At 65.2% G+C, this 20,467-nt stretch carries 19 protein-coding genes and 1 pseudogene; 12 read left to right on the forward strand and 8 right to left on the reverse strand.

Annotation, left to right across the window (positions count from 1 at the left end):
* Positions 1 to 20: 20 nt before the first annotated feature.
* Genes M0765_RS27260 through M0765_RS27280 form a run of 5 tightly spaced genes read right to left on the reverse strand, consistent with a single transcriptional unit; the run spans position 21 to position 4,419 of the window.
* A complete protein-coding gene (locus M0765_RS27260) occupies positions 21 to 2,189 on the reverse strand; it encodes a hypothetical protein (protein WP_258507479.1) in 2,169 nt (722 codons plus the stop codon).
* 53 nt (positions 2,190 to 2,242) lie between these two features.
* Entirely contained in the window at positions 2,243 to 2,887 is a 645-nt protein-coding gene (locus tag M0765_RS27265; protein ID WP_258507482.1) for an OB-fold-containig protein, read from the reverse strand.
* Between the two features lie 27 nt (positions 2,888 to 2,914).
* Positions 2,915 to 3,277, reverse strand: a complete 363-nt coding sequence (locus tag M0765_RS27270) for a hypothetical protein (protein ID WP_258507487.1) — start codon at positions 3,275 to 3,277, stop codon at positions 2,915 to 2,917.
* A complete protein-coding gene (locus M0765_RS27275; RefSeq protein WP_258507489.1) occupies positions 3,274 to 3,987 on the reverse strand; it encodes a PspA/IM30 family protein in 714 nt (237 codons plus the stop codon). Before M0765_RS27275 ends, M0765_RS27270 begins: the two co-directional genes overlap by 4 nt.
* A 15-nt stretch (positions 3,988 to 4,002) precedes the next feature.
* Entirely contained in the window at positions 4,003 to 4,419 is a 417-nt protein-coding gene (locus M0765_RS27280) for a YjfI family protein (RefSeq protein ID WP_258507492.1), read from the reverse strand.
* Positions 4,420 to 4,534: 115 nt separating this feature from the next.
* Here M0765_RS27280 and M0765_RS27285 point away from each other — a divergent pair, with 115 nt between their 5' ends.
* Positions 4,535 to 5,446, forward strand: coding sequence for a LysR family transcriptional regulator (locus M0765_RS27285; protein ID WP_258507500.1), 912 nt, complete (start codon positions 4,535 to 4,537; stop codon positions 5,444 to 5,446).
* 28 nt (positions 5,447 to 5,474) lie between these two features.
* Here M0765_RS27285 and M0765_RS27290 read toward each other — a convergent pair whose 3' ends face one another.
* A complete protein-coding gene (locus M0765_RS27290; RefSeq protein WP_258507502.1) occupies positions 5,475 to 6,425 on the reverse strand; it encodes a LysR family transcriptional regulator in 951 nt (316 codons plus the stop codon).
* A gap of 104 nt (positions 6,426 to 6,529) precedes the next feature.
* Between M0765_RS27290 and M0765_RS27295 the strand changes: the two genes are divergently transcribed.
* The 3 genes and pseudogenes from M0765_RS27295 to M0765_RS27310 all read left to right on the forward strand — a co-directional run bounded on the left by M0765_RS27295 (position 6,530) and on the right by M0765_RS27310 (position 10,849).
* Positions 6,530 to 8,038 (forward strand): CoA-acylating methylmalonate-semialdehyde dehydrogenase, encoded by a 1,509-nt coding sequence (locus tag M0765_RS27295; protein ID WP_258507509.1) that lies wholly within the window; start codon positions 6,530 to 6,532, stop codon positions 8,036 to 8,038.
* Between the two features lie 140 nt (positions 8,039 to 8,178).
* Positions 8,179 to 9,023 (forward strand): annotated as a pseudogene (locus M0765_RS29595) (class I SAM-dependent methyltransferase).
* Positions 9,024 to 9,250: 227 nt separating this feature from the next.
* A complete protein-coding gene (locus tag M0765_RS27310; protein ID WP_258507513.1) occupies positions 9,251 to 10,849 on the forward strand; it encodes a glucan biosynthesis protein in 1,599 nt (532 codons plus the stop codon).
* A 6-nt stretch (positions 10,850 to 10,855) separates the two neighbouring features.
* On the opposite strand, the gene M0765_RS27315 is transcribed toward M0765_RS27310, so the two are convergent.
* Positions 10,856 to 11,773 (reverse strand): LysR family transcriptional regulator, encoded by a 918-nt coding sequence (locus M0765_RS27315; RefSeq protein WP_258507515.1) that lies wholly within the window; start codon positions 11,771 to 11,773, stop codon positions 10,856 to 10,858.
* Positions 11,774 to 11,897: 124 nt separating this feature from the next.
* Between M0765_RS27315 and M0765_RS27320 the strand changes: the two genes are divergently transcribed.
* The gene (locus M0765_RS27320) at positions 11,898 to 12,653 is read left to right on the forward strand and encodes a glucose 1-dehydrogenase (protein ID WP_258507517.1); all 756 of its coding nucleotides are present in this window, start codon (positions 11,898 to 11,900) and stop codon (positions 12,651 to 12,653) included.
* Positions 12,654 to 12,657: 4 nt separating this feature from the next.
* Here the strand turns inward: M0765_RS27320 and M0765_RS27325 are convergent, their stop codons facing one another.
* Positions 12,658 to 13,035, reverse strand: coding sequence for an FKBP-type peptidyl-prolyl cis-trans isomerase (locus M0765_RS27325; protein WP_258508477.1), 378 nt, complete (start codon positions 13,033 to 13,035; stop codon positions 12,658 to 12,660).
* A gap of 154 nt (positions 13,036 to 13,189) precedes the next feature.
* On the opposite strand from M0765_RS27325, the gene eat reads away from it, so the two are divergent.
* The 7 genes from eat to M0765_RS27360 all read left to right on the forward strand — a co-directional run bounded on the left by eat (position 13,190) and on the right by M0765_RS27360 (position 20,464).
* Positions 13,190 to 14,611, forward strand: coding sequence for an ethanolamine permease (gene eat / locus M0765_RS27330; protein WP_258507519.1), 1,422 nt, complete (start codon positions 13,190 to 13,192; stop codon positions 14,609 to 14,611).
* Between the two features lie 7 nt (positions 14,612 to 14,618).
* A complete protein-coding gene (locus M0765_RS27335) occupies positions 14,619 to 16,013 on the forward strand; it encodes an ethanolamine ammonia-lyase subunit EutB (protein ID WP_258507521.1) in 1,395 nt (464 codons plus the stop codon).
* The gene (eutC, locus tag M0765_RS27340) at positions 16,010 to 16,795 is read left to right on the forward strand and encodes an ethanolamine ammonia-lyase subunit EutC (RefSeq protein WP_258507523.1); all 786 of its coding nucleotides are present in this window, start codon (positions 16,010 to 16,012) and stop codon (positions 16,793 to 16,795) included. The genes M0765_RS27335 and eutC overlap by 4 nt, the downstream gene beginning before the upstream one ends.
* Positions 16,796 to 16,862: 67 nt before the next feature.
* A complete protein-coding gene (locus M0765_RS27345) occupies positions 16,863 to 17,207 on the forward strand; it encodes a helix-turn-helix domain-containing protein (protein ID WP_258507525.1) in 345 nt (114 codons plus the stop codon).
* Positions 17,197 to 18,450 (forward strand): type II toxin-antitoxin system HipA family toxin, encoded by a 1,254-nt coding sequence (locus M0765_RS29325; RefSeq protein ID WP_258507531.1) that lies wholly within the window; start codon positions 17,197 to 17,199, stop codon positions 18,448 to 18,450. The genes M0765_RS27345 and M0765_RS29325 overlap by 11 nt, the downstream gene beginning before the upstream one ends.
* 95 nt (positions 18,451 to 18,545) lie before the next feature.
* Entirely contained in the window at positions 18,546 to 19,808 is a 1,263-nt protein-coding gene (locus M0765_RS27355) for an HAD family hydrolase (RefSeq protein ID WP_258507532.1), read from the forward strand.
* A gap of 77 nt (positions 19,809 to 19,885) precedes the next feature.
* Complete coding sequence (locus M0765_RS27360) at positions 19,886 to 20,464, forward strand: peroxidase-related enzyme (RefSeq protein WP_258507534.1); 579 nt, start codon at positions 19,886 to 19,888, stop codon at positions 20,462 to 20,464.
* Positions 20,465 to 20,467 lie beyond the last annotated feature (3 nt).

Raw genomic sequence — 20,467 nt, forward strand, 5'->3', positions numbered from 1 at the left:
TGGGTTCATTGCGCGCCCACTCAGTTGCGGAAGGTGGAAATCAGGTTGCTCAGCGCGGTTTTCTGGCTTTCGCTGCCGTCGCTGGTAATGCGGCTCATGAGCGCCGCAACGCTGAGGTTCTGGATCTCGCCGGACGAATTGCCGAGCGCACCGACGATGTCGCGCAGGTCCTTCACCACGTCGCGGTCGCCGGCCAGCTGGTCCTTGAAGGCCACCTGCAGCGCATTGCTCTTGGAGATGACGCCGTCGATGCCCTTGCCCACGGACAGCGAGCGCACGAAGCTGTCGAAGTAGTCGCCCTGCCCGCCCACGATGTCGATCTTGGCGTTGGCGAGTGCGGTGCCCAGCACCTCGGCCTGCTCCTTGGCAATGGAGGTCTGCGCATCGATGCCCTTCATGGTTTCGATGTGCGACTTTTCCAGGCGCATGCGGAATTCCTCGTGGTCGCGGGTGTCCGGGCTCATTGCCTTCATGGCTTCGAACTTTTCATGCAGGCCCTTGGCCTCGGCGCTGAAGCGGGCTTCGATCACCTGCGCGTCGGCCTGGCCCGACTTCAGGGTGGCTTCGGCGTCGGCCGTGCGCACGTTCACTTCGGCAAGGCCGAGCTTCTCCTTGCCCGAGGCTTCGGCGTCGAACTTGGCGCGCATGCCCGCGGCCTCGGCCTGCGAGCGCGCCTCGATCACCTGCGCATCGGCCTGGCCGGCCTTGAGGACGGCGTCGGCATCGGCCTGCCGCACATGCACGTCGGCCAAGCCGAGCTTTTCCTTGCCCGAAGCCTCGGCCTCGAAGCTCGCGAGCTTGGCTTGCGCGGTCGCAATCTCGACCTTGGCAGCGGCCAGGCCCGGCGCGGCCGAGATGGCTTCCACGCCTTCGGCTTCGCGCTTCTTCGATTCGGCGTCGCGCTCGGCCACCTTCAGCTTGGCGTCGGCCAGCGTGAGTTCTTCGGCCGCCTTGTGGCGGGCGCGCTTTTCTTGCGTTTCGGCCGCCTTCACGTCGAGCACCATCTTCTCTTCGGCCTGGCCCTCGGCCATGATCACGACGGATTTCTTGGTGCGCTCGGCCTCGGCCACCACGCGCAGTTCCTTGATGGCTTCTTCCTGCTCGGCCACGGTGCGCTCGACCACGATGCGCTCGCGAATCACGTCGGCAATCGCCTTCTTCTGCACTTCGACGGCCTTGTCCTTCTCGATGCGCTGCAGCGTCACTTCCTTTTCGCGATCGACAATTTCAAGATCGCGGGCGCGCGTAACTTTTTCTTCTTCGATGGCCACCGCACGCTTGCGGTTGTTCTCGGCCACTTCCTTCTCGCGCTGCACGTTTTCCTGCTGCACCGAGATGGACTGTTCGGCGACCAGGCGCGCGGTTTCAGACTTGGTGCGCTCTTCGGCCTGGATCTTGGCGGTTTCGGCTTCTTCGCGGGCGCGCACGCTGGCAATTTCGCGCTGCTGGCGGGCGGTGGCATCGGCTTGCTGGCGCTCTAGCTCGAGCAGGGCTTCCTGCGTCTCGACGTTCTTCTTCTTGATCTGCATTTCCTCGTTGCGGCGCAGCTCGTTGGTGCGCACATGCTCGACCGCCGTCAGCTCGGTGATCTTCTTGATGCCCTGCGCATCGAGGATGTTGTTGGTGTCCAGCTCGGACAGCGGCGTTTGCTCGAGGTAATCGATGGCGGCGTCTTCGAGCACGTAGCCCGAAAGGTCGTTGCCGATCTGGCTGATGATCTGGTCGCGGAACCCGTCGCGCGCCTGGTACAGGTCGACAAAATCCATCGACTTGCCGACGGTCTTGAGCGCCTCGGAGAACTTGGCCGAGAACAATTCTTCGAGCGTTTCGTGGTTCGAAGCGCGCGCGCAGCCAATGCCCTGCGCCACCTTGAGCACATCGTCCGCGGTCTTGTTCACGCGCACGAAAAACTTCACCTTGATGTCTGCGCGAATGTTGTCGCGGCAGATGAGGCCTTCGTTGCCGGAGCGGTCGATCTCGATGGTCTTGACCGAGATGTCCATCAGCTCGGCCTTGTGGATGATGGGGTAGACCATTCGCCCGGTAAAGGTTACCTCGGGCTCGGCGCGCAGGGTATTCACGATGAGCGCGTGGCCCTGTTCGATCTTTCGATAGAACTTGGCGAACATCGCGAACAGGCCGAGGATGACCACGGCCAGGATGGCCACGGCAAAGAGGATGGGCTCCATTTTTTCTCCAGAGATGCTTTAAGAGCGAACGAACGGTAAGGGGATGCGCGCGGTCAGACGATGTCTTCGTGCGCTGCGATGAGGTAGCGGCCGGCCACCTCGTCGTATTCGAGAATCAGCGCTTGCGATCCGCGCTTGAGGGTGTTGGGCGTGGGCGCCCAGACGCGAATGTTCAGGCTGGCGCCGCGGCGGGCCACTTCGGCGCGGCCGTCTTTCTCGTTCACCACGCCGGTGACCACGCGGCAGGCCTGCCCGACCAGCGCCGCATTGCTCACGGCCGTGTGGCTCACGAACAAGCCGCGCAGCGGGCGAATGGCCACTGCCGTCACGGGTATGGCAATGGCGGCGCTCGCCACCAGCAGCACCGTACCGGCCAGGAGCTTGAGCGGCAGCGTGGGCACCAGCGGCAGCAGCCACTCCCCGCCAAGGCAAGACAGCGTCCACGACACCAGCACCAGCAAACTCACCGCCACAGAGAACGGCACGCCGTTCAGGCCGAACGCGACCACATAGCTCGCGAGCTGCCCCACGTCGCTGGTGTCACCGTCGGCATGGGTCTGCAGATCGACGTCGATGCCGCTGTGCTCGATGTCGACCATGCCGGCGACCGCGAGCACCCAATAGATCACCACGACGCCCAGCAGCACCGTGTAGATCGCGGTGGGGTAACCCGTCACCGCATCCATGAAATTTCCCATTGACCCTCCCGCGTGCGGGTTGTGTTTTTATCTGCGGCCCGGCTTCGTTGCGCCGGTGCCCTTTTTCTTTCCACCACTTGCAAAAGCAATCAGATCGCGCGTGGCCCTCTCCTTGATGGCCAGGCGGTCGTCCGGGGCGAGCCCATATCTCGCCGCCAGAAACTCGTAGTCTGCCGCATTCAGCGACACGGTCAGGCGCGGCCGCTTGGGTTTGGACGTTGTCGCAAGCCCCAGCACTTGCCGGATCTGGTCGGAGGTGGACACGTGCTGCTCGAAGGCCGCCGTGCGCACCGCCTCCAGCACGGCTTCTTCCACATCGAACGCCACCTGAACGGCGCGTATCGCCTCGTCCGAGCCTTGCCAGCGAACCGGCTTGACCCGTACGGTCATTGGGTGCCGGGCTCCGCCGGTTTGGCCTGGCGGGCGCGGATGCGCTCCATCACCAGGCCGGTGCGGTCGACATCGCTGCCGATGCCCGCGGCCGCCAGCTTCTTTTCGAGAGCGCTGTGGCCGAGCTCGTTTTCGAGTGCCTGGCTCGCGGTCATCCGGTCGGCCAGGTCTTCGTGGCGCCGGCGGATGCGCTCGAGCGACTCGCGCGCATTGGACAGGCGCGAACCGCCCGCGCCGATGTTCTCGGAGATCGATTGCGTGGCGCGGTAGACGCTCTCGGTGGTCTTGGCAATGCCGATCTCGCGCTCGTGCTCGCGAATGCGCGCTTCGGCCGTCTTGATCAGGTCCTTGAGCTTGGACACCTGCAGCGCGTAGGAGGCGTGCGCCTTGGCCTGCTCCTCGAGCTCTTTTTCGAGCGTGCCGACCTTTGCGGCCACATCGAGCGCCAAGCCTTCCTGCGTCTTGTTGAGCGCCTCGAGTGCCAGGCCTTCGTAACGCGTGACTTCGTTCTTCAGGCGCTCGATTTCGCGGGCCGATTGCATCTCCTTGGCCATGACGCCAGTGAGATCACCCTTGGCCTTTTCGATGCTGTGCTTGGCGTCGATGATTTCCTGCTCGTAGATGCGCGTGGCATTGCTGTCGACCACGCTCTCGCCGATTTCGCGGGCACTGCCGCGCAGCAAGGTGACCAGTTTCTTGATGACCGTCATGATGATTTCCGCCTTTTAGTTCAGGAATTCGGACAGGGCGTCCAGCGCATCGAGCGCGTTGTCGCTGAGCACCGCCACTTCGCGCGCGATGTCTTCGACGCTGGCATTGCGGCCGAGCGCACCGGTGAGCACATAGCGGCCATCGACGCGGCCGAAGGACGACAGCGGCACCGAGGGATTCAGGTCGAGCAACGACTCGAGCAGCTCGGTCCGGCGCTCGGGCTTCACTTCTTCTTCGGTCCAGAGATAGCAGATGCAGATGACCTGCATGTCTGAACTGGTGATGAAGATCGGCAACTCGTCCCGGCCCTCGATGCTCACCTGCACCACGGGCGTGTGGCCCGGAATCGGCTGCAGCTGCACCGCAAGTCCGCCCATTGCGGCACCGGCCAGAACGTCAAGCCCCTTCAGTTGATCGAGCAGTGATTGCATACCCCTCCTTTTGTTTGCTGCCGTTCACTATAGGTGTCTCGACATAACATGTCAAAGAATCTTTTGGCCTATGCCACTGGCGTTTACATGACGGCGCCATCCCTAGAATCCGGCGATGGCCAGCCCCATCAATCCCGCACGTGTCGATTTCGTGACGCTGCGCCTCTTCTGCGCCGTGGCCCAGTCGGGCAGCATTACCAAGGGCGCCGAGGCCTGCCACCTCGCGCTATCGGCAGCCAGCCGGCGACTTTCTGATTTCGAGGCCGCCACGGGGTCGAAGCTGCTGGAACGCAGTTCGCAAGGCATAGCCCTCACCCCCGCCGGCCATGTGGCCATGCAGCATGCGATGCGGCTCTTTCAGGGCTTCGAGCAGTTCAGCAACGAACTCGGCGACTACTCGAGCGGCGTGCGCGGCCATGTGCGGCTCTGGGCCAACATGTCGGCGCTCACCGAGTTCCTGCCGGCCACGCTGGCGGCGTTTCTCGGCCAGCATCCGGACATCCGCGTCGAAGTGGAAGAACAACTGAGCGGCGACATCGTTCGCGCCCTGGTCGACGGCCTGGCCGACGTGGGCGTGTTCGCGGAAAACACGCCCGCCTACGGGCTCGATGTGGCGCAGTTCCAGACCGACGAGCTGGTGGTGCTGTGCGCCCGGCAGCATCCGCTTGCGCGCACGCGCAGAACCGACTTCAAGACCTGCCTCGCCCACGAGTTCGTGGGCCTGAACCGCAGCAGCTCGCTGCTCGAACTGACATCCCGCGCGGCCGAGCAGGCCGGCATTCCGATGCGGTTGCGCGTGCAGGTGCGCAGCTTCGATGCGATGTGCCACATGATTGCTGCCAACCTCGGCATCGGCGTGGTGCCGCTCGCGGCCTGCAAGGCGCAGGTGAGCGCGCTCGATCTCAAGGTGGTGCGGCTGAAGGACGCCTGGGCCGTTCGCCGGCTGCTGATGGCAACGAAGACGGGCGAGACCTTGTCGCCCGCGGCGCAGTTGCTGGTCAAGCAGCTGCTTGCATCGTCCACCTGAAACCAGGCCGGACCAGCGAGCCGAAACCTCAGACCTGCGGCAAGCGGAACCCTGCCTTGAGGGTTTCGCGCAGGTGGCTCACAAACAGATTGACCGCGCGCGGTATGTGCAGCGAGTACGGCCGAATGGCGTAGATATGGTCCGCGAATGCGCCGGTGGGCTGCCAGTCGGGCAGCACCTCGACCAGCTTGCCCGCTTGCAAGGCCGACTGCGCACTGAAGTCGGGCAGCAGTGCAATGCCCAGGCCGGCCTGCGCGGCATCGCGAAGCGCTTCGCTGTTGTTGGCGGCGAGCGGGCCGGCAATGGGCACGGTCATGCGCTCGGCCTGGCGCGCCCGGACGTTCCGCCGCTCGAACGACCACACATTCGTTTCTTGCCCGCGCGGATAGTGCAGGCAATCGTGCTCGGCCAGCATGGCCGGCGACAGCGGCGTTCCCTTGCGGCGCAGATAGGCCCGGCTGGCCACCAGCACGGATCGGGTCTCGCACAGCCGCCAGGCCACATGCGTATCGGGCGGCGAAGCGGCGTGCCGCACCGCCAGGTCGAAGCCTTCCGTCGCAAGTGAGCTGAGCCGGTCCGAAAGCTCCATCTCGATGCGGATCGATGGATGCGCGAGCAGGAAGTCGGCCAACCTTGGCAACAGCTGCTGCCGCCCCAAGGCCACGGGCGCCGTCACGCGCACCAGGCCGCGCGGTTCGCCCGCATGGTCCTGCGCCTTCAAAAAGCTGTGGGCGATCTGCTCGAAGGGCTCCCGGGTCTGGTCGACGAGCTGCTGGCCGGCCTCGGTGAGCCGCATGCTGCGCGTGGTGCGGCGCACCAGGGGCACGCCCGCGGCGCGCTCCAGTTCGGCGATGCGCTGGCTCATGGCGGCCTTGCTCACGCCCAGCCGGGCCGCTGCGGCGGTGTAGCTGCCCTGCTGGCCAAGCACGATCAGCCAGTGCAGGTGCGTCCAGAGCGATTCGGCTTTTTGCGTATCCATGGCTGCATTGTTCACCATGGCGAACAAACAGTTCAACTTTAGCGCCTAGGCAGGCGCCCTTGCCTTTTCTAGACTGGCGCAAATCACTTGACCCCGGGACTCTCATGACCACACAGATCGCGCATTTCATCGCCGGCCAGCACACCGCCGGCGGTTCCAGCCGCACGCAGGACGTCACCAATCCGGCCTCCGGCAAGGTCACTGGCAAGGTGGTGCTTGCCGCCGCGGCCGATGTCGACGCCGCCGTGGCAGCCGCCCAGGCTGCGTTTCCCAAGTGGGCCGACACGCCGCCCATCCGCCGTGCCCGCGTGATGTTCAAGTTTCTGGAGCTGCTGAACCTGCACAAGGACGAGCTCGCCCACATGATCACCGCCGAGCACGGCAAGGTGTTCACCGATGCGCAGGGCGAGGTCTCGCGCGGTATCGACATCGTCGAGTTCGCCTGCGGTATTCCGCAGCTGCTCAAGGGTGACTTCACCGACCAGGTGAGCACCGGCATCGACAACTGGACGCTGCGCCAGCCCCTAGGCGTGGTGGCCGGCATCACGCCTTTCAACTTTCCGGTGATGGTGCCGATGTGGATGTTCCCGGTGGCCATTGCCGCGGGCAACACCTTCATTCTCAAACCCAGCCCGACCGACCCGACCCCGTCGCTGCGCATGGCCGAGCTGCTGAAGGAAGCGGGCCTGCCCGACGGCGTTTTCAACGTCGTGCAGGGTGATAAGGCCGCTGTCGATGCGCTGCTCGAGCACCCGGACGTCAAGGCCGTCAGCTTCGTGGGCTCCACGCCCATTGCCAACTACATCTACGAAACCGGCGCGCGCAACGGCAAGCGCGTGCAGGCGCTGGGCGGCGCGAAGAACCACATGGTGGTAATGCCCGACGCCGACATCGACCAGACGGTGGATGCGCTGATCGGCGCCGGCTACGGTTCGGCCGGCGAGCGCTGCATGGCGATCAGCGTGGCGGTGCTGGTGGGCGACGTGGCCGACAAGATCATTCCCAAGCTCGTCGAGCGCACGAAGACGCTCAAGGTGCTCGACGGCGAGAACCTCGCGGCCGAAATGGGCCCAATCGTCACCCGCGCGGCGCACGAACGCATCACGGGCTACATCGCCCAGGGCGAAAAAGAAGGTGCGAAGCTGCTGGTCGATGGCCGCCAGTTCGACGGCAGCAAGGCCGGCGAAGGCTGCGGCGACGGCTTCTGGATGGGCGGCACGCTGTTCGACCACGTCACGCCCGAAATGCGCATCTACAAGGAAGAAATCTTCGGCCCGGTGCTCTCCTGCGTGCGCGTGGCCAACTTCAAGGACGCGGTGGACCTGGTCAACGACCATGAATTCGGCAACGGCGTGAGCTGCTTCACGCGCGACGGCAATGTGGCGCGCGAATTCAGCCGCCGCATCCAGGTGGGCATGGTCGGCATCAACGTGCCGATTCCGGTGCCAATGGCGTGGCACGGCTTCGGCGGCTGGAAGCGCTCGCTCTTCGGCGACATGCATGCCTACGGCGAAGAAGGCGTGCGCTTCTACACCAAGCAGAAATCCATCATGCAGCGCTGGCCCGAGAGCATCGGCAAGGGTGCCGAGTTCGTGATGCCGACTGCCAAGTGATCGAAGGCGCGATCCGAAGCAATCGAAGCAATAAGTTATAGGCGCGGGCGCATCGGCGGCCTGCCAGGGCTAACCAAAGGCTGACTTGCCCCGCTGTGCGGTAGCAGCCAGACTTTGGGCATGACCCTGGTCCAGCGCCCATGACGACAACGAGCCAAGCCGCGCGGAGCCTGTCGGCCGTGCCTTCGACCCTGCGGATTTCGCTTGCGGCGCGCGCCTCCGGCGACGCGATGTTTCCGCAGCTCGGGGTGCGCGACGCCTACGCCGCATCGGTGCTCGAGCAGATACGCGACGACGGGCATGCCCTGCCGGAAGACAGGGCCACCATCTACGGCATCCTGAACCGCACGCGCCGCTTCCGCAGCCTTGCACAGGAATTTCTCAAGCAGCATCCGGGCGGCCGCGTGGTGAACATGGGCTGCGGCCTGAGCCACTACTTCCAGTGGCTGGACGACGGGCAGTGCCGCCTGACGGATGCCGACCTGCCCGAAGTGCTCAACTGCGCCGCGAGCTGATTCCCGAAACCGATCCGCGGCATGAGGTGTGCCCGCTCGACCTCACTTCCGAGGGATGGTGGGAACAGCTGGCACTGCCGCGCAATCGCAAGGGGGAGCCGGTGTTTCTCTTCACCGAAGGCGTGCTGATGTACCTCGAACCGCAACAGGTGCGGGCCGTGTTCGCAACCTTCGGCGAGCGCGCGCCTGCGGGCTCGGTGCTGGCGTTCGACGCCATGTGCTGGCTTGCCGTCGGGCGGGCGGCGCAGCACCCTTCGGTGCGCGCCACCGGCGCGGAGTTTCGGTGGGGGCTGCGCCGGGCCTCCGAGCTGACCGAACCTCATCCGCGGTTGCGGCTCGATTCCGCCTATCGGGTGCTGGAAGGCTTCGGCCTGCCCTACACCCTGTTCGCGCCGCTGGTGCTGATGATGCTGGGCGTGTCGCTCTACGCTGTCTATGCGTTGAGCGCGACCGATCCCGTCGATACATAAACGCACAATTTTTCCAATCGCCGGCCTTGTCTGGCCTGCATTGCGCGGCTTGGCTGACGCGGGGCGCAGCTGCTTCAAGGCATGCTCGCCGTTCCTCCCGTCGCGGAAAATCCTGACGCGTGCTGCATTAGGATGGTTCTTCCGCAGCCCGGCCGGCACACCCGCTGGCCGCGTCTTCTTCGTGAATCGCTTCCGTACCTCCAAGACTCGCAACCCTCAAGAAACACATGCTTGATCGCCGATCCTTCCTTGCCGCTGGTGGTGCCGCCGTCGCACTCGCCGCCCTTGGACTGCCCGAAGAGGCAATGGCCGCCAACGGCCTGAAACTGAGCCAGCCCTCGCCGTTTTCGTTCGACCGCCTCGTCGCCCAAGCCAGGCGCCTGGCCGCGCAGCCCTATGCGGCAGCCGCACCACTGGCACCCGATGTGCTCGAGAAGATCGACTACGACGCCCACGGCAAGATCAAGTTCGACCCCGCCAACGCCCTCTTCCGCGATGGGCCCGGCGCCTTTCCCGTCACCTTCTTTCACCTGGGCCGCTTCTTCCAGACGCCGGTGCGCATGCACGTCCTCGAAAACGCGGGCGGCGACGTGTTTTCACGCGAAGTGCTCTACAGCCCCAGCTACTTTTCGATGCCGCCCGACAGCCCGGCGCGCGCGCTGCCGGCCGGCGCGGGCTTTGCTGGCTTCCGCCTCCAGGAAAGCCGTCTGGGCGACCAGAGCAAGTTCGACTGGCAGAAGAACGACTGGGTCGCGTTTCTCGGTGCCTCGTACTTCCGCGCCATCGGCGAGCTGTACCAGTACGGCCTGTCGGCACGTGGCATCGCACTCGACGTGGCCGTGCCCGACAAGCCGGAAGAGTTTCCGACCTTCACGCGCTACTACTTCGAGACGCCCGCCGCCAACAACACCACCTCGATGACGGTCTACGCGCTGCTCGAAGGGCCGAGCGTCACGGGGGTGTTCAAGTTCGTCATGCAGCGCGGCAAGGCCGTCATCATGGACATCGATTCGCGCCTGTTCCTGCGCCGCGACGTCTCGCGCCTCGGGCTGGTGCCGCTCACCTCGATGTACTGGTACTCCGAGACCATCAAGCCCACCGCCATCGACTGGCGTCCCGAGGTGCACGACTCCGACGGCCTTGCCATCTGGAACGGCGCGGGCGAGCGCATCTGGCGCCCTCTCAACAACCCGACGCAGACCCGGGCCTCGGCGTTTGCCGACACCCGGCCGCGCGGCTTCGGGCTGCTGCAGCGCGACCGCGTGTTCGACAACTACCAGGACGGCGTCAACTACGAAAAACGCCCGAGCCTCTGGATCGAGCCGCAGGGCGACTGGGGTGAAGGCTCGGTGCAGCTGATCGAGATTCCCACCGACGACGAAATCCACGACAACATCGTCGCCTTCTGGGTGCCCAAGGCCGACGCGAAGGCGGGCGCGAGCTACAGCCTGCAGTACCGGCTGCACTGGACCGACCAGGAGCCCTTTCCCTCCCCGCTCGCGCGCTGCGTGGCAACGCGCATCGGCCGCGGCGGACAGCCGGGCCAGCCGCGGCCGCCGGGCGTGCGCAAGTTCATGGTCGAGTTCGTCGGCGAGCCGCTCACCACCGTGCCCTTCGGCGTAAAGCCAGAGTTGGTGCTGACCGCGCCGCGCGGCAAGTTCTCCTATGTGTTTGCCGAGGCCGTGCCCAACGGCGTGCCCGGCCACTGGCGCGCGCAGTTCGACTACACGCCCGAAGGCAACGAACCCGTCGACATGCGGCTCTACCTGAAGACCGGCGACAAGACGCTCACGGAAACCTGGCTGTACCAATTCCAGCCAAGTTGATCGCCATCAGCGCGCTGCGCGTGTGTTGTAGGGCGCGAAAAGCGCCACGGCCCAGTCGACGAACACGCGCAGCTTGGCGCTCAGGTGGCGGTTGGCGGGGTACACCACGTGCAGCGGGTACGGCGGAGGCGCCCAGTCTTGCAGCACCTCCACCAGCGCGCCGCTTGCGAGGTGCGGCGCGGCCATTGGATAAAAGACCTGGGACACGCCCATGCCGGTAAGCACGGCCGTGATCTGCGCGGTGCTTTCGTTCACGCCCACCACGGTGCGGCCATGGATCTCGATGCGCTCTTCGCCGCGCGCATAGCGCAGCGGAATCGGCCGGTTGCTCAGCGATGAGAAGTAGCCCACCACACGGTGCGCGCCGTCGCCGAGGTCCGCCGGCGTCTTGGGGATGCCATGGCGCTTCAGGTAGGCCGGGGTGGCGCAGGTCACGAAGGGCAAGGTCGCGATGCGGCGCGCCACCAGCGACTGGTCGCTCAGTTCGCCGGCGCGGATCACGCAGTCGACCGCATCGCCGATCAGGTTCACCGGCCGGTCGCCCACGCCGATCTCGAGTTCGATCTCCGGGTACCGCGCGTGAAATGTTGGCAGTTGCGGAATCAGGATCATGTTGGCAAACGACGAGCCGACATCCACCCTCAGCCGCCCGCGTGGATTCGCCTGCGCGTTGCTGAGATCCGATTCGATCTCTTCCAGCTCGGCCAGCACGCGCGCCGTTCGCTCGTAGTAGGCGGCACCCTCTGGCGTGACCGTCACGCGCCGGGTCGTGCGCTGCAACAGCTTCACGCGCAGATGCGTCTCGAGTTGCTGCACCAGCTTCGTCACCGAGGGCTTGGGCATCTGCAGCGAATCGGCTGCGCGAGTGAAAGTGCCGGCCTCGACCACACGGGCGAAGACGCGCATGGCGGCGATCTGATCCATTGCCGGATTATTAGTGATTCGTGAATAAACAAATCCGCCGCAGCGTCTTGGTCGGCGGGGGTATGGCGCCCAAACTTCCTTGCCTGTTCAACGCTGCCTCGCAGCAATCAAAGGAAGAATCCCATTGTCCCAACCCAAGCTCAACGACAAGATCGCCCTCGTCACCGGCGGCACCAGCGGCATTGGCCTGGCCACCGCCCAACGCTTCGTGGCCGAAGGCGCCTACGTGTTCATCACGGGCCGCCGCCAGGCCGAACTCGATGCGGCCGTAAAAACCATCGGCCGCAACGTGACGGGCGTGCTCGGCGACGTGTCGAAGCTCGCCGATCTCGACAAGCTCTACGCAACCATCAAGGAACAGAAAGGCCGCCTCGACGTGCTGTTTGCCAATGCGGGCGGCGGCAGCCTGCTGCCGCTGGGGCAGATCACCGAGGAGCACTTCGACAAGATCTTCGGCACCAACGTGCGCGGCCTGCTCTTCACCGTGCAGAAGGCGCTGCCGCTGATGCCCAAAGGCGCGTCGATCGTCCTCAACGCATCGATCACCAGCATCAAGGGCACGCCCGCCTTCAGCGTCTACAGCGCAACCAAGGCGGCGGTGCGCAGCTTTGCGCGCAGCTGGGCGGTGGACCTGAAGGATGCCGGCATTCGCGTCAACGCTGTGAGTCCCGGCGTGGTGCCGACTCCGGCCTATGACCTGCTGGGCCTCACGCCGGAACAGGTGAACGGTTTCATCGACTCACAGGCGCAGAACATCCCGCTTGGCCGCGTGGGCGCGCCCGACGAGATCGCCAAGGCCGTGGTGTTCCTGGCCTCGGACGACAGCAGCTTCGTGCACGGAGCCGAGCTGTTCGTCGACGGCGGCATGGCGCAGATCTAGGCAATCAGCGTTTCTTGACGGATACCAGCTCGACTTCGAAGTTGAGCGTGGCATTGGGCGGAATCACGCCGCCCGCGCCGCGCGTGCCGTAGGCAATGGCCGGCGGGCAGGTGAGCTTGGCCTTGCCGCCCGGCTTCATCTTCTGCACGCCCTCGGTCCAGCACGGGATCACGCCGTTGAGCGGAAACTCGGTGGGCTCGCCGCGGCTGTAGGAGCTGTCGAATTCCTTGCCGCTGTCGGGAAAGGTGCCGCGGTAGTGCACCTTGACCACATCCGTTGTGGCCGGCGAGGCGCCGGTGCCTTCCTTCAGCGATTGATAGACCAGGCCGCTCGGCGTGGTGACGGGTGCCGACTGCGCCCAGGCGGTGGACACGGCGCACACGGAAAGAAAAGCAGCACAGACGAGCGACGAAGAAGAAAAGGACTTCACGGAATACCTCGGAAGGATGGAAAAGCATGATTATGGCGAGCGGTGGAACAGCCCTTGCTTTGCTGGATGCGCACTGTCAACATCCGCAAAAAGAGAGGAACGCTCCATGCAGTCCATCGAAGCCACCCCGGTCGCCGTCTCTGTTCCGGCCGGCACCGGCCACCTGAAGAAGGTGCTCGGCCCCATCCAGCTCTGGGGCATTGCGGTGGGCCTCGTCATTTCGGGTGAATACTTTGGTTGGAGCTACGGCTGGAACACGGCCGGCACGCTCGGCTTTCTGGTTGCCACGGTGCTGGTGGCCACCATGTACACCACGTTCATCTTCAGTTTCACCGAGCTCTCGACCGCCATTCCGCACGCCGGCGGCCCCTTTGCCTATGCCAGGCGAGCCTTCGGGCCGACAGGTGGCTTTGTCGCCGGCTTCGCCACGCTGGTCGAATTCGTCTTTGCACCGCCGGCCATTGCGCTGGCCATCGGCGCCTACCTCAATGTGCAGTTCCCCGGCATCAACCCGAAGTGGTTTGCACTGGGCGCCTATGTGATCTTCATCGGGCTCAACTGGATCGGCATCGGCATTGCGGCGGCCTTCGAACTCTTCGTGACGGTGCTGGCGATCTTCGAGCTGTTCGTGTTCATGGGCGTGGTCACGCCGGGCTGGTCGATGGCGAATTTCGTTGCCAACGGCTGGGCCGGCGGCAACGTGCTCAACGGCGCGGCCGTCTCGGGCATCTTTGCGTCGATACCTTTCGCGATCTGGTTCTTCCTGGCCATCGAGGGCGCGGCCATGGCGGCCGAGGAAGCGCGCGACCCGCACCGCACCATTCCCATCGCCTACACCACGGGCATCGTCACGCTGGTGGTGCTGGCCTTCGGCGTGATGATCTTCGCGGGCGGCGTGGGCGACTGGCGCAAGCTCGCCAACATCAACGACCCGTTGCCGCAAGCCATGAAGGCGGTGGTGGGCGACAACAGCGGCTGGCTGCACATGCTGGTGTGGATCGGCCTCTTCGGGCTGGTTGCCTCGTTCCACGGCATCATCATGGGCTACTCGCGCCAGATCTTCGCGCTGGCGCGAGCAGGCTACCTGCCGCGCTACTTCGCCGGCCTGAGCCCGCGCTTCGACACGCCGCACCGCGCGCTGCTGGCCGGCGGCGTCATCGGCGTGGTGGCCATCTTCAGCGACGAGTGGGTGCAGTTCGGCGGCCAGACGCTCACCGCCAACATCGTGACCATGGCGGTGCTCGGCGCCATCGTGATGTACCTGATCTCGATGGCCGCGCTCTTCAAGCTGCGCAAGAGCGAGCCCCACCTGCTGCGCACCTACCGCGCGCCCTTCTACCCGGTGTTTCCGGCCATTGCGCTCGGGCTTGGCGTGGTGTGTCTCGGCGCGATGGTGTGGTTCAACGCCATGCTCACGCTGCTGTTCCTGGTGCTGATGGCGGCGGCCTATGGCTACTTCCTCTTGACCTCTGCACAGCGCAAGGCGGCGGCGCCCGACGAAATGCTTTCCTCGCCTCCTTCGGTTTGAAAGAAAGATGCGCTATCGCACCACCATCGCCGGCCAGGCCTTCGCCTTCGACGACCTGAAGCAGGTCATGGCCGTGGCCAGCCCGGCACGTTCGGGCGACTATCTCGCGGAGATCGGCGCGGCCACGGCGCAGCAGCGCATGGCGGCGCGCCACGTGCTGGCCGAGACGCCGCTCAAGCAGTTCCTGACGGAAGCACTGATTCCCTACGAGAGCGACAACATCACGCGCCTCATCATCGACAGCCACGACGCACAGGCTTTTGCGCCGGTTTCGCATCTCACGGTGGGTGACTTCCGCAACTGGCTGCTGTCTGAGCAGGCCACCACTGAAGTGCTGACGGCGCTGGCGCCGGGCCTCACGCCCGAAATGGTGGCGGCCGTGTCCAAGCTCATGCGCAACCAGGACCTGGTCTCGGTCGCCAAAAAGTGCAGCGTGGTCACCCGGTTTCGCGACACCATCGGCCTGCCCGGCCACCTGGCCGTGCGGCTGCAACCCAACCATCCGACAGACGACCTGCGCGGCGTGGCGGCCTCCACGCTCGACGGCTTGCTTTATGGCGCGGGCGATGCGGTGATCGGGCTCAACCCGGTGTCCGACAGCATGCAGGTGCTGGGGCGTTTGCTGCACATGCTCGACGAGGTGATCCAGCGCTTCGAGATCCCCACCCAAAGCTGTGTGCTCACGCACGTGACCAACACGCTGAAGCTCGCGGAAGCGGGCGCGCCGGTGGACCTGGTGTTCCAGTCGATTGCGGGCACCGAAAAGGCGAACCTGTCTTTCGGCATCACGCCCGAGCTGCTCGACGAAGCCTACGCCGCCGCGCTGGCGCTGAACCGGGGCACGGTGGGCAACAACGTGATGTACTTCGAAACGGGCCAGGGCAGCGCACTGTCGGCCAACGCCAACTTCGGCGTCGACCAGCAGACCTGCGAGGTGCGCGCCTACGCATTGGCACGGCGCTACAAGCCGCTCCTCATCAACACGGTGGTCGGCTTCATCGGGCCGGAATACCTCTTCGACGGCAAGCAGATCATCCGCGCCGGGCTGGAAGACCATTGCTGCGGCAAGCTGCTGGGCCTGCCCATCGGCTGCGACATCTGCTACACCAACCATGCCGAAGCCGACCAGGACGACATGGACAACCTCCTCGTGTTGCTGGGCACGGCGGGCATCAACTTCATCATGGGCATTCCGGGCGCCGACGACGTGATGCTCAACTACCAGAGCACCTCGTTCCACGACGCGCTATTCCTGCGGCAGACGCTGGGCCTGAAGCGCGCGCCCGAATTCGAGGCCTGGCTGCAGCGCATGCAGATCACCAATGCCGCGGGGCAACTCGCACCGCCGTCGGCCAACCGCCTGCTGGCGGACATGAGCGGGCTGGCCGCGCTGGCACCATGAGCGACGAACCCGTCACGCCCAACCCTTGGGCACAGTGGCGCTCGGCCACTCCCGCGCGCTTGGCGCTCGGCCGCGCCGGCGCCGGCATGCCGACCGACGAGACGCTGCGCTTCGGCTGGGCCCATGCCATGGCGCGCGACGCCATCCATGCGGCACTCGACGTCGATGCGCTCGAAGCAACGCTGCGCCAACAGAACTGGGAAACGCTGCACGCCCGCAGCCGTGCGGAAGACCGCACCACGTACCTGCGCCGTCCCGACTTGGGCCGGCAACTCGACCCCACCGATGCGGAGCGGCTGCGTGCTGCGGCAAAGCGCGAATGCGACGTGTGCCTGGTCATCGGCGATGGCCTTTCCTCGCTCGCAGTGGCACGCCATGCCGCGCCGGTGCTGGCTGCGTTGCGCTCGCATCTGCCGGCGGAAACGCGCTTCTCCCCCGTGGTCATCGCCACGCAGGCGCGCGTTGCGCTGGCCGACGAGGTGGGCGAATTGTTCGGGGCCACGCTCTCGGTCATGCTGATCGGCGAACGCCCGGGCCTCAGCTCGCCCGACAGCCTCGGCATCTACCTGACCCATTCGCCCAAGCGCGGCCGGCACGACGCCGAGCGCAACTGCATCTCGAACGTGCGCCCCGAAGGCCTGCCCTGCGAAGCCGCCGCGTTCAAGCTGGCATGGCTGATGCAAGAGTCCTTGCGCCGGGGGCTGACCGGCGTCGGCCTCAAGGACGAGAGCGATCTGGCGGTGCTTCAGCAAGACGCCCATAGACTCGAACTGCCCGGATAACACACTCCACTATTCGCCAGAAAACGCATTAAAATGACTTTTAACCCGTTTAATAGTCATTTTATTGATGCCAAGAAGCAGCCACAGTCTTTCCGCCCTGCCCTCGCAAACCATCGACCCTCTTGAAAGGCTCGGCCTGCGCCTTCGCGCGCACAGGGTCCATCGCGAATGGACGATCGCCGAAATGGCCGAACGGTTGCTGTGCTCGCCAAACACCCTGCGCGCACTCGAATCCGGCAAACCGGGCACCAGCATCGGCCTGCTCGCCCACGCGTTGTGGCTCTTTGGCGAAATCGATTCGATGGACAACGTGGCCCCCGCCCCCGCAGCGCTGGCCGCGAAGCGCCGCGTGCGCAGGTCGGCGGCGGAAGGCCCAGCAGGCAAGATCGCGGAAGACGAACGTGACTTCTGACAGCGCCGTCGACGAGCGAAGCATCTACGTCGGCCTTGCGCACCGCACCGGTGAACGGGTGCAACCGGCCGGCCTGATGAAGGTGGTGCGCCGCGGCGTGGTGGAGTCCGGTGAGTTCGCCTACGGGCGGCGTTATCTTGAAGCCCCGGCGTCCGCACCGCTCAACCCCGAGCATCTGCCGCTGCGCGATGCGACCTTTGTGCTGCCCGAGCGCCGCATTCGCGACGGTGGCGCCATGCCGCTCACGCTGCGCGATGCGCTGCCGGACAGCTGGGGCCGCAAGGTGCTCGAAATACGCCAGGGCAAAGCGCTGTCGGACATCGACGCATTGCTGCTCACCAACGAGGACCGCATCGGCGCGATGGTGTTTGCCGAATCGCTGCCCATCGAAAGTGAAGAACCGCCATCGACGCTGCTTTCGCTGGAGGAACTCGCCGAGGCATCCCGCCGCATTGAAGCGGGAATCGAGATCGGCCCCGACATGCACAGGCTGTTGCGCGGCGGCAGCCTGGGAGGCGCCCGCCCCAAGGCTGCCTTTGTGCACCAGGGCCGGCGCTGCATCGCCAAGTTCGCATCGCGTGGGGACGACCACGACGTGGAAGTGATCGAGGCGGCAACGCTCTGGCTGGCCGATGCCTGCGGCATCGAAGTTCCGCCTTTTCTGCTGCAACCCCTTGCGGCAGGACATGCCTTGCTTGTCGAGCGCTTCGACCGGGCGGGGCCGGTGGGCGACGAACGCCGCTTTCACTACCTCTCGGCTTCGGCACTGCTCGACGTGCCCTACGAATCCAGCCGGGGCAGCTATGTCGAGCTGGCGCAATTGCTGCGCCGCATTTCCGCGCAGCCGCAAGCAGACCTGGCCGAGCTTTTTCGCCGCCTGGTGTTCAACCTGGCGGTGGGTAACAGCGACGACCACGTCAAGAACCATGGCGCGCTGCGGCGCGAAGACGGCCTCTGGTACCTGGCGCCGGCTTTCGATCTGGTCATGCAGTTGGGCGGCCATACGGGCTACCAGGAATTGGCCATTCTTCCGGGGCAGCACGCATCGAGCATCGAAATGGCCCGCGCTGCGGCTTCGCATTTCGGGCTATCGGCGGCGCAGGCGGACGCGATCATCCGCGCCACGGAAGAAACCGTCGCCTTGCATGCCGCCGCGAGCGTCGAGGCGGCAGGGGGAAACCGCGCTCTCGTGCGCCGGGTGGCGGCGTTCATCGAGCAGCAGCACGCACGCATGCACGCGTAGCTGGCACGGCTGATGCGTGGGTCAACGCGAAAGTGTCACGGGCGCTGCATACGCCCGGCGCTTCCCATCGACCACCGCACAACAACAAGGAACGCATGCAACGCCGCCTCGTCCTCCTCACCCCGCTGGCCGCAGCGCTCGTCGCCACCGGCTGCGCCAGTCTCTCGCCCGCCAAAGGCCTGTCGCCAGGCCGCTGGGACGCATTCAACCGGGCGCAGATCGAAGGCTTGATCTCCAGTCTCGGCAAGGGAAGCCCGGGCTACAGCGCCGCCAAGCCGCCTTATGTGGTCTTCGATTGGGACAACACCAGCGTGTTTCTCGACATCGAGGAAGCCTCGCTGATCTATCAGCTCGAAAACCTGGCGTTCGGCGCGACGCCCGCGCAACTTGAAGTGGCGCTGCGCAAAAACATTCCGAAGAAGGACTTTCTTCCGGCGCACAACAATGCAGTGGGCAAGCCGGTCAACATCGACCTCCTGGTGCCCGACATCGTGGCGAGCTACACCTGGCTCTACCAGAACTACAGCGGCCTCAAGGGCACCCAGCCGCTCGTGGCGGTGAAGCTGAACCCGCACTACATCGCCTTCACCACCAAGGTTCGCTATCTCTACGAAGCCATTGGCGACACCTTCGACCACGACACGGCCTACCCGTGGGTGACCTACCTCTTCGTCGGCATGACCGAAGCGCAGGTGCGCAAGCTCACGGCGGAAACGGTGGCGTGGCAGTTGAAGGAGCCGGTGGCCAAGGTGAAGTGGACCTCGCCCACGGCTCTGCCCGGCCAGGCGGGCGTGGTTTCGGTCAGCTGGAAGAACGGCCTTCGGCTGCAGCCCGAAATGCAGGAGCTGTACGCCGCCTTTCGCAATGCGGGCTTCGATGTGTGGGTGTGTTCCGCGTCCTTCGTCGACGTGATCAAGGAGATTTCGTCCAACCCGGCCTTCGGCTACAACAACCCGCCCGAGCGCGTGCTGGCGATGGAGCTGGAGCGCGATGCCAACGGCGTCATCCAGCCGGAATTCCGCCGCGGCTACGACCAGACGCAGGGCCCCGGCAAGACAAAGAACATCCAGCGCTTTCTGGTGAGCAAGTATGGCTACGGCCCGTGCTTCATTGCCGGCGACAGCGAGGGCGACCAGAACATGATGGCCGACTTTGCCGACACGAAGAAGGTGCTGATCGTGAACCGCCTGCGCGACCCGAAGACCGACATCGGCAAGTTCTCGGCCATGGCGGTGCAGAGCTACGGCAAGCCGGACACGCGCTACCTGCTGCAGGGCCGTGACGACAACACGGGCCAGTGGGTGGCTTCGCAGTTGCACACGCCGCTGGGTGCCACGCAAGGCAAGGCGCTGAAATAGGCGCACGGGCGCGGCGGACGGTAGCTGCTCATGAGGGACTTGCCTATGATCGTGGCACTGCCCTCAGGAGACAAAACATGGCCGACCGCTACCCCCTTGCCGAGCTGAAAGACCTGCCCGAAGACATCCGCACCGCCGTTCTTGCGGTGCAGGAAAAAGCCGGCTTCGTGCCCAACGTTTTCCTCGCGCTGGCGCGCCGCCCGGCCGAGTGGCGCGCCTTCTTCGCGTACCACGACGCGCTGATGCTGAAGGAAGAAGGCTCGCTCACCAAGGGCGACCGCGAGATGATCGTCACCACCACGAGCGCGGCCAACCAGTGCCTTTACTGCGTGGTGGCGCACGGCGCGCTGCTGCGCATCTACGAGAAGAAGCCGCTGGTGGCCGACCAGGTGGCCGTGAACTACCGCAAGGCCGACATCACGCCGCGCCAGCGCGCGATGCTCGACTTTGCGATGAAGGTCTGCGAGCGCTCGCATGAAATCGACGAAGCGGACTTCAGCGCATTGCATGCCCACGGCTTCGACGATGAAGACATCTGGGACATCGCCTCCATCACCGCCTTCTTCGGCCTGAGCAACCGGCTTGCGAGCTTCAGCGGCATGCAGCCGAACCCCGAGTTCTTCCTGATGGGGCGGCTGCCTCGCGAAAAGAAATAGCGA

Origin of the sequence: Variovorax sp. S12S4, assembly GCF_023195515.1 — a bacterium.
GTDB lineage: Bacteria > Pseudomonadota > Gammaproteobacteria > Burkholderiales > Burkholderiaceae_C > Variovorax.